The following is an 8,435-nucleotide window of genomic DNA, read 5'->3' as shown; positions in this document are numbered from 1 at the left end:
CGGTGCCGCCAAACAGATCATCGGCAGCAGGTGGAAAGCCTACAGCAGACCGCGAGGCTGGCCCCATCCCAACGCGACGTGGCACCATCGCGCAGGTGGGATCCAGACCTGTCGACGAGCAACACCTGCGCGACCTCGCGCGGTTGCGCCGCGTCCGCGACCGGATCGACCGCGAGTACGCGCGGCCGCTGAACGTCGAGGCGCTCGCCCGCGACGCCAATATGTCGGCCGGGCACCTCAGCCGCCGATTCAAATTCGCCTACGGTGAGTCGCCGTACTCCTATCTGATGACGCGCCGCATCGAGCGCGCGATGGCGCTGCTGCGTCGCGGCGAACTGAGCGTCACCGAGGTCTGTTTCGCAGTCGGCTGCTCGTCGCTGGGGACCTTCAGCACACGCTTCACCGAGCTGGTCGGCCTGTCGCCCAGTAGCTACCGGGACCAGGTTGCCGGCCTCGCCGCAGGGTTGCCGTCGTGTATGGAAAAGCAAGTCACCAGACCGGTCAGGAATCGAGAAGCGCCCGCTGCCGCGCTGCCCCTAGCCTGACCGTCATGGACATCACCATTCACTCGAGCTTCCTCCCGCACGACGACCCGGAGGCCTCCCTGGCGTTCTACCGCGACACCCTGGGCTTCGAGATCCGCCTCGATGTCGGAAAGGGCAAGATGCGGTGGATCACGGTCGGACCGCCGAATCAGCCTGGCACATCAATCGTTTTGAATCCGCCGGCCGCAAACCCCGGCATCACCGACGACGAACGCCGCACCATCGCCGAGATGATGGCCAAGGGCACCTACGCGATCATCGTCCTGGCCACCAAGGACCTCGACGGCACCTTCGAACGCCTGCAGGCCACCAACGCCGACATCGTCCAAGAGCCGACCGAGCAGCCCTACGGGGTTCGCGACTGCGCTGTCCGCGATCCAGCAGGCACCATGATCCGCATCCAAGAACTGCGCTGAGGCCAGCTAGGCCGTCGTGGGCTCGCTCAACTTGACCAGCATCTTGCCGATGTTGGCTCCGGTGAACAGCCCGTTGAGGGCATCGACGCACGACTCGATGCCCTCAAAGACGGTCTGGCGGGCCTTGATTCGGCCTTCGTGCTCCCACTCCCGAAGCGAGGCGAAGGCCTCGTCGAAGCGGCCCCATTGATCGAGCGCGTTGAATCCCTGCATAGTCGCGGTTTTGGACAGCAGGTTCACGTAATTGGCCGGCCCGGGGTGCTCGCCGCTCAGGTAGCTGGAGATGACGCCGCAGAGCACCACTCGTGCGTTCATGGCCAGGCGGCCCAGCACTGCGTTGAGGATCGGTCCGCCGACGTTGTCGTAGTAGACGTTGACCCGCTTAGGGCAGTGCTCTTTGAGCGCGGCTTCCAGGTCGTCGTTTTTGTAGTCGATACACGCGTCGAAACCGAAGTCCTCGACCACCGCCCGGCACTTCTCCGGCCCGCCCGCGATGCCCACCACCCGGGCACCGGCGATCTTGGCGATCTGCCCGGCCACCGACCCCGTGGCGCCTGCCGCGGCCGAAACCACCACAGTGTCCCCAGCCTGAGGCCGACCGACGTCGGTCATCCCGATATATGCCGTCGCGCCGGTCGGCCCGTACACCGACATGATCGCCAGCTGATCGCTCTCGCCGGGAATGGGCGTGCTGAACACGTCGTCGCGGACAATCACGTACTCCTGAAATCCGGTCAAGGTGGTGATGACGTCGCCAACGGCGTAGGCGTCACACCGCGACGACACGACCTCCCCGATCCCGGCCGCCCGGATCACCTCGCCCAGCTGCACCGGCGGCAGGTAGCCCGGCTGATCGTTGAGCCAGGTCCGGACCGCGGCGTCAAGACCCACGTAGGTGGTCCGGACCAGCGCCTCCCCGTCGGCCGGCTCCGGCGCGGGCGTGGTGACCAACTCGGTGTCACCGGGCTGGACTAGGCCGGTAGGGCGGCGACGCAACACGATCTGGCGGTTTCTCAATTCGGGCACGATGCAGAAACTACCGAAAAGAAAGGCCTATTCGGTGCGATCCCCGTGTGGGAGCATGCGTGAATGAAGCCAGAGGATGACCCGGAAGCGCGAATCCGTGAGCTTGAGCGCCCATTGGCTGAGACGGCCCGGGTGTCCGAAGCGGGAAGTACCCAGCCGCCTGGTGGCTACCCGTACCCGCCCGGTGCAGCGGTCCCACCACCGCCGCCGAGTTTCGGCAGCCCGTCCCCCTGGACATCGCCGCGGTCCACCTCGCGCAACCAGGTGTGGTGGATCTTGGCCGCTTTCTTCATCATTGGGACCATCGCAATCCCGCTGGGGCTTGCGGTCTTCGGCATCAACCGAGCGACGCACAGCGGCTTGGTGATCCTCTCGCCCACCCCCAGTACGCCCGGCATCGCCTCCAGTAGTGCGGCGCCGTCCGCCGGTGTTACTCAAGCCCCTGCACCGTCGGGGTCGCCCAGCCCAGCGTCCACAGCGCCGGCGGGTGCCAATCTGACCATCTCCGGCATCAAAGAGAATCGGACGATCGCCTGCAACCAGAACGACGTGGACGTCAGCGGCATTTCGAACAAGTTCGTGCTCACCGGCCACTGCGCAAGCCTGCATGTGTCCGGCGTCCAGAACTCGGTCACTGTCGACGCCGTCGACTCCGTCGAAGCCTCCGGCTTCAACAACCAGATCACCTACCACACCGGTTCGCCGAGCATCGACACGTCCGGCGACGGCAACGTCGTCCAACAAGGCTGACCCGCTAGACGGTCAAGAGCCTGTAGACGCCGATGAGGCCGACGACAACGATCGCGGCCCGCAACGCGTTTGGGGACAGTCGACGGCCGTAGTGTGCGCCCAACCATCCGCCGACCAGTGAGCCAACCGCGATAAGGCCCGCCGCCGGCCAGCTGATCCGATCGAACGCCACCAACGTGTAGGCCAGCGCCGCAACGATATTCACGACGAGCGCCAGCAGATTCTTCGTCGCATTCATCCGCTGCACCGATTCGGGCAGTAGCGCGCCCATCGCGCCGACCAGCAGGATGCCTTGCGCCGCAGTGAAATAGCCGCCGTATACGCCGACCGCGAAAGTGCACGCCACCAATGCGGCCATCCGGCGTGACGATATGTCGTCGGTGGAGCGGCCTGTCCTCTCGGCTCGATCGCGCGCCCAGGTTTGGATCCGCGGCCCGACGACCACCAGGATCAGCGCGATGATCAGCAGCACCGGAACGACGTCGATGAACACCTTCTCCGGCAGGTGCAACAGCAGCCACGCGCCCAGGACGGCGCCAACCACTGAGGCGGGAAGCTGCCAGCGCAGCCGATTCCACTGGCCATGCAGCTCGCGCCGGTAGCCCCAGGTTCCCGAGACGCTGCCCGCAACCAGCCCGACCGCATTGGACATCGTCGATGTCACCGGCGGAAAACCCATCGCAACGAGCGTCGGAAAGGTGATCAACGTGCCCGACCCCACAACCGCGTTGATCGCGCCCGCAGCCAAGCCGGCCAAGACAACCAAGATTGCGTGTGAAAGCGGCACTGAAGAGACCCTATCGGGCGCCATTTCGGCGCCGCATTCAGCGTTTGGCTTTCCGCTTCTCGCGCACCCGCACGTTGATCCGGATCGGGCTGCCCTCGAAGCCGAACGTCTCCCGCAGCCGTCGCTCCAGGAACCGCCGATACCCCGCCTCCAAAAAGCCGCTGGTGAAAAGCACGAACGTCGGTGGGCGGGCGGTGGCCTGGGTGGCGAACAGGATCCGCGGCTGCTTGCCGCCGCGCACCGGCGGCGGGGTCGCCGCCACCACTTCCTTGATCCAGCTGTTGAGCTGGCCGGTGCCGATCCGGGCATCCCACGACGCCAGCGCACTTTCCAAGGCCGGCACCAGCTTCTGCACGGCCCGGCCGGTTTTCGCGGAGATGTTGACCCGCTGCGCCCATCGCACCTGTACCAGTTCCCGGTCGATTTCGTTGTCCAGCTGGTAGCGCCGCTCCTCGTCGACCAGATCCCACTTGTTGAACGCCAACACCAGCGCACGGCCGGCCTCGATCACCATCGACAGCACCCGCTGGTCCTGTTCGGTCAGTGGCACCGAACCGTCGATCAACACGATGACGACTTCGGCGGCATCGATCGCGCCGTGGGTGCGCACTGAGGCGTAGTACTCGTGCCCGCTGGCCTGGCCGACCTTGCGGCGCAGTCCGGCGGTATCGACGAAACGCCAAACCTTGCCGTCCATCTCGATCAGCGAGTCCACTGGATCGACTGTGGTTCCGGCGACTTCGTGGACCACCGAGCGCTCATCACCGGCCAGCCGGTTCAGCAGGGAGCTCTTTCCGACATTCGGCTTGCCGACCAACGCGACCCGCCGTGGACCGCCCTCGGTCGACGCCGCCTCGGCCACCTCCGGCAGCTCGCTGACCACCGCGTCGAGCAAATCGCCCACGCCGCGACCGTGCATCGCGCTGACCCCATATGGCTCACCGAGGCCCAACGACCACAGCGCAGCCGCATCGGATTCGTTCTTCTCGCTGTCAACTTTGTTGGCTGCCAGAAACACTGGCTTACCCGAACGACGCAGGATACGCGCGGCCGCCTCGTCACCGGCGGTCGCGCCGACCACCGCGTCGACCACCAGGATCACCGCGTCGGCAGTGCGCATCGCCACCGCGGCCTGCTCGGCCACCAGCTGCTGCAGACCCTTGGCGTCGGGTTCCCAACCCCCGGTGTCCTGCACGATGAACCGGTGTCCGGTCCACAGGGCGTCGTAGGACACCCGGTCGCGGGTCACACCGGGGACATCCTGCACCACCGCCTCGCGCCGGCCCAGGATCCGGTTGACCAGCGTCGACTTGCCGACATTCGGCCGGCCCACCACTGCCACCACCGGCGGCGGTCCCGCGGCCTCGCCCTCCAGATCCTCAGCGAATCCAACTGATTCCCAGTCGCTTTCGTCGACCCAGGTCCCGTCTTCGCTCACCGGGCGGCCTCGCTTCGCAGACGCACCAGCCCTAACAGGTGACCGATTACCTCGGATTCGGTCATCGCGCTGGTGTCGATCACCACCGCATCCGAAGCGGCCCGCAGCGGCGACACCGCTCGCGTCGAGTCCAGGTGATCGCGGCGGCGCACATCGGCCAACACACCCTCGTAGTCGTCGGGCAAACCGGCGGCGACATTTTGATCGTTGCGGCGCCGCGCCCGGGTCTCGGCCGATGCTGTCAGGAAGATCTTGACGTCGGCGTCGGGCAGTACCACGGTCCCGATATCGCGGCCTTCGACCACGACGCTGCTCGGGCCCTGAGCTAGGGTGCGTTGCAGGGCGACAAGCCGGGTACGTACGGCGGGAACCGACGACACCGCTGACACTGCCTGAGTGACCGCGTCACCGCGGATCTCCGTTGAGACGTCCTCTCCGTCAAGGTAACTGCGATCTTCATCGGGGTGAGAGCTCACCGACAACTCGACGGCCGCCGCAGCGGCTTCGACGGACGCCTGATCGGCCGGGTCGATTTCCGCGCGCAGCACCGCCAGAGTGACGATGCGGTACATTGCGCCGGTGTCCAGGTAGCGGGCCTGCAGGGTGCGCGCCAACCCCCTTGATACCGACGACTTTCCGGTTCCGGCCGGGCCGTCGACGGCGACGACGACACCGGTCACAATCTGACCGCTTTGTACAGATCTCCGATCTCGTTGCGGCGCAGAGCCCGGATGCTGCCCGGACGCTGCTCCCCCAGCGACACCGTGCCGATGTCGGTTCGGACCAGCGCCTGCACCGGGAACCCGGCAGCCTTGAGCAGCCGTCGCACAATGCGTTTGCGTCCCTCGTGCAGCGTGACGCGGACCAGTGTCTTACCGGGAATCGCGTCCACCACGGCGAAATCGTCGACCGCCGCCGGCCCGTCGTCCAACTCGATACCGGCCCGCAGCTTCTTGCCCAGCCCACGCGGCACCGCCCCGCCGACCGTCGCCACATACGTCTTGGGCACTTCGTACGAGGGATGCATCAGGCGATGCGCGAGCTCGCCGTCGTTGGTCAACAGGATCAGTCCCTCGGTGTCGGCATCCAACCGTCCGACGTGAAAGAGCTTCTGGTTGCCACGAACCCGGCGCTCGACCAGATCGCCGATGCAGGGCCGGCCACGGTCGTCCGACATCGTCGAGTGCATCCCCACCGGCTTGTTCAGCGCCAGGTACACCAGCGAATCGTCCAGGACCACCCGCGCACCGTCGACGCGGATCACCGACGCGTCAGGATCCACGCGCGTGCCCAGCTCGGTCACCAACTGCCCGTCGACCTCGACACGGCCGTCGATGATCATCTTCTCGGCCGTCCGGCGGGACGCAATTCCGGCCTGCGACAAGACTTTCTGCAGGCGCACCCCCTGGGGTTCGCCGGTCTCATCCATCATTCCTGGTCCACGTCGAACGACAACGGCCGATCGTCATGCACCGCGCCGCCGGAAAGCTTGACGAAACGTGGCTCAACATCGAGCGATTCGCTCAAGTCGTCGATCATGTCGACATCGGGAAGCAGCGGCGCGATGTCAGGAAGGTCAATCAGCGATGACAACCCCAGCCGCTCCAGGAACAGCTCGGTGGTGGCGAACGTCACCGCGCCGGTATCGGGGTCGGTGCCGGCCTCGGTGATCAGCCCACGCGCCAGCAGCGTGCGCATGACCGCGTCGACGTTGACGCCCCGGACCGCGCTTACCCGCGCTCGTGTCACCGGCTGGCGGTAGGCCACCACGGCCAACGTCTCCAGCGCGGCTCGGGTGAGCTTCGAGCGCGACCCGTCCAGCAGCAGGCGCTCGACGTAAGGCGCGAACTGCGCGCGGGTGTACATCCGCCATCCGCCGCCGGCTTCCCGCAGGTCGATGCCGCTGTCACGTTCGGTCAGTGCATCCGCCATCACCCGCAGCTTGGCGGCGACCCGATAGGCCGGTTGCTCGGTAGCCGCGGCCAGCGCCTCGACCGTCACCGGGGTGTCGACGACCAGCAGCAGCGCCTCGAGCACCGCGCCCAGCTCGTCGTCGTCGAGCTCGGGCGCTGTCGCGACGTCGATCGTGCGCCACTCGCCCCCGCAAGCGGGAGGTGCCCCCACCTCATCGCTGCTGTGTATATCGTCGCCGGCGCGGATGCCCAATTCGGAGTCGTCGAGCTCGTGAGCCGCGGCTGCGTCGATCGTGCGCCGCTCGCCCCCGCAAGCGGGAGGTGCCCCCACCTCATCGCTCCGCTCTGCATCGTCGCCGGCGCGGACGCCCAGGTCCGGTTCGGGCGGCTGGTCAGTCATGAGTATTGGTCTCGCAATTCTTGAGCTTCGAGCGACTCTGCCCTCAGCAACGCTTCGCTGGTCGGCCGTTCTCCGGTCCACGAAACCTGGAGCACACCAAGCGGTTCTGACTGGTCGAATGCTACCGCCCGCGACCGATACAGTTCGAGCAGCGCCAGGAAGCGGCCGACGATCTCGATCGGCGCCCGGCAGTCGGCGACCAACTCCGAGAACGACGCCCATTGCCCTGTCCCGCGCCTCTCCAGCAGCGACAGCAGCTGTTCGGCCTGTTCGGGCACCGACACCATCAGCTCGTGCAGGTGTTCGGTGGCCACCGTCGGCACCGGCCGCGGCGTGAACGCGATCGCGGCGATCTGGGCGAATCGCTCGGCGTCGACGCCCAGCATCACCTCTGGCAGCAAGTCCTCGTAGCGGTCTTCCAGCGACACCGCGCGTGGATAGCTGCGCAGCGCGGCGGCCTCCAGCTCGGCAAACATCTGCGCGACGTGCTTGAACGCCCGGTACTGCAGCAGCCGGGCGAACAGCAGGTCGCGGACCTCCAGCAGCGCCAGGTCCTCGTCGTCGTCGACCTGTCCGGACGGCAGCAGCCGGGCCGCCTTGAGATCGAGCAGCGTCGCGGCGACGACCAGGAACGCGGTGGTCTCGTCAAGCTCCAGCGCCGGACCGATCGCGCGGGTGTAGGCGATGAATTCATCGGTGACCTGGTGCAGCGCCACCTCGGTGACGTCAAGCCGGTGGGCGAAAATCAGCTGCAGCAGCAGGTCGAACGGCCCTTCGAAATTGGCCAGGCTGACCTGGAAGCCGTTCTGGGGAGATGCCTCGCAGCTCACGCCGCCGTTCACGCGCCGAACCGGTCGATCACCTCGCGAGCCAACGAACGGTAGGCGGCCGCGCCGCCTGACCTCGGTGCCCACGTGGTGATCGGTTCGCCGGCGACGCTGGTCTCCGGGAAGCGCACAGTTCGGGTGATGACCGTGTCGAACACCGAATCGCCGAAGCGCTCTAACACACGGGCCATGACCTCGCGCGAGTTCACGGTCCGGGGATCGTAGCGAGTGATCAAGATGCCGCTGATCTCCAGCTTCGGATTGAGCCGGTCCCGCACCTTCTCGACCGTGTCGGTGAGCAGCGCCAGACCCCGCAGCGAGAAATATTCGCAC

The 8,435-nt window shown here is 66.6% G+C and carries 11 protein-coding genes; 3 read left to right on the top strand and 8 right to left on the bottom strand.

All coding sequences use genetic code 11. The features are described 5' to 3' along the window. Window positions 1–95: 95 nt before the first annotated feature. Together WAN71_RS08450 and WAN71_RS08445 are read left to right on the top strand one after the other, a co-directional pair. Entirely contained in the window at window positions 96–545 is a 450-nt protein-coding gene (locus WAN71_RS08450; RefSeq protein WP_422224890.1) for a helix-turn-helix transcriptional regulator, read from the top strand. Window positions 546–550: 5 nt separating this feature from the next. Further along, on the top strand, window positions 551–961 hold the full coding sequence (locus tag WAN71_RS08445; RefSeq protein ID WP_422224889.1) for a VOC family protein: 411 nt from the start codon (window positions 551–553) through the stop codon (window positions 959–961). A gap of 6 nt (window positions 962–967) precedes the next feature. Here the strand turns inward: WAN71_RS08445 and WAN71_RS08440 are convergent, their stop codons facing one another. Continuing rightward, window positions 968–1,987, bottom strand: coding sequence for an NADP-dependent oxidoreductase (locus tag WAN71_RS08440; RefSeq protein WP_422224888.1), 1,020 nt, complete (start codon window positions 1,985–1,987; stop codon window positions 968–970). A gap of 63 nt (window positions 1,988–2,050) precedes the next feature. On the opposite strand from WAN71_RS08440, the gene WAN71_RS08435 reads away from it, so the two are divergent. Continuing rightward, a complete protein-coding gene (locus WAN71_RS08435; protein ID WP_422224887.1) occupies window positions 2,051–2,737 on the top strand; it encodes a DUF3060 domain-containing protein in 687 nt (228 codons plus the stop codon). Window positions 2,738–2,741: 4 nt separating this feature from the next. Here the strand turns inward: WAN71_RS08435 and WAN71_RS08430 are convergent, their stop codons facing one another. The 7 genes from WAN71_RS08430 to WAN71_RS08400 form a co-directional block, all read right to left on the bottom strand. After that, a complete protein-coding gene (locus WAN71_RS08430) occupies window positions 2,742–3,548 on the bottom strand; it encodes a sulfite exporter TauE/SafE family protein (protein WP_422224886.1) in 807 nt (268 codons plus the stop codon). 13 nt (window positions 3,549–3,561) lie between these two features. After that, on the bottom strand, window positions 3,562–4,962 hold the full coding sequence (gene der, locus WAN71_RS08425; RefSeq protein ID WP_422224885.1) for a ribosome biogenesis GTPase Der: 1,401 nt from the start codon (window positions 4,960–4,962) through the stop codon (window positions 3,562–3,564). Next, a complete protein-coding gene (cmk, locus tag WAN71_RS08420) occupies window positions 4,959–5,645 on the bottom strand; it encodes a (d)CMP kinase (protein WP_422224892.1) in 687 nt (228 codons plus the stop codon). Before cmk ends, der begins: the two co-directional genes overlap by 4 nt. Beyond that, window positions 5,639–6,391 carry a pseudouridine synthase gene (locus WAN71_RS08415; RefSeq protein WP_422224884.1) on the bottom strand — a complete coding sequence of 251 codons (753 nt, stop codon included), beginning with the start codon at window positions 6,389–6,391 and terminating at the stop codon, window positions 5,639–5,641. The genes cmk and WAN71_RS08415 overlap by 7 nt, the downstream gene beginning before the upstream one ends. Then, window positions 6,391–7,086: an SMC-Scp complex subunit ScpB gene (gene scpB / locus WAN71_RS08410; RefSeq protein WP_422224891.1), complete on the bottom strand. Its 696-nt coding sequence runs from the start codon at window positions 7,084–7,086 to the stop codon at window positions 6,391–6,393. The genes WAN71_RS08415 and scpB overlap by 1 nt, the downstream gene beginning before the upstream one ends. A gap of 185 nt (window positions 7,087–7,271) precedes the next feature. Then, on the bottom strand, window positions 7,272–8,117 hold the full coding sequence (locus WAN71_RS08405) for a segregation/condensation protein A (protein ID WP_422224883.1): 846 nt from the start codon (window positions 8,115–8,117) through the stop codon (window positions 7,272–7,274). Further along, window positions 8,114–8,435 (bottom strand): ParA family protein (locus WAN71_RS08400; RefSeq protein ID WP_422224882.1); only part of this gene is annotated, 322 nt, incomplete at its 5' end. The genes WAN71_RS08400 and WAN71_RS08405, both read right to left, overlap by 4 nt.

The sequence above is a fragment of the Mycobacterium sp. genome, assembly GCF_049280035.1.
Taxonomy (GTDB): Bacteria; Actinomycetota; Actinomycetes; order Mycobacteriales; family Mycobacteriaceae; genus Mycobacterium.
The sequence above is the reverse complement of the archived record's forward strand: the minus strand, read 5'-3'. Positions and strand labels throughout refer to the sequence as shown.

Bases quoted from the DNA above. Each gene is read 5' to 3' on its own strand.
- WAN71_RS08435 (WP_422224887.1), top strand. From the start codon at position 2,051: ATGAAGCCAGAGGATGACCCGGAAGCGCGAATCCGTGAGCTTGAGCGC.
- WAN71_RS08430 (WP_422224886.1), bottom strand. From the start codon at position 3,548: ATGGCGCCCGATAGGGTCTCTTCAGTGCCGCTTTCACACGCAATCTTG.
- WAN71_RS08415 (WP_422224884.1), bottom strand. From the start codon at position 6,391: ATGGATGAGACCGGCGAACCCCAGGGGGTGCGCCTGCAGAAAGTCTTG.
- WAN71_RS08445 (WP_422224889.1), top strand. From the start codon at position 551: ATGGACATCACCATTCACTCGAGCTTCCTCCCGCACGACGACCCGGAG.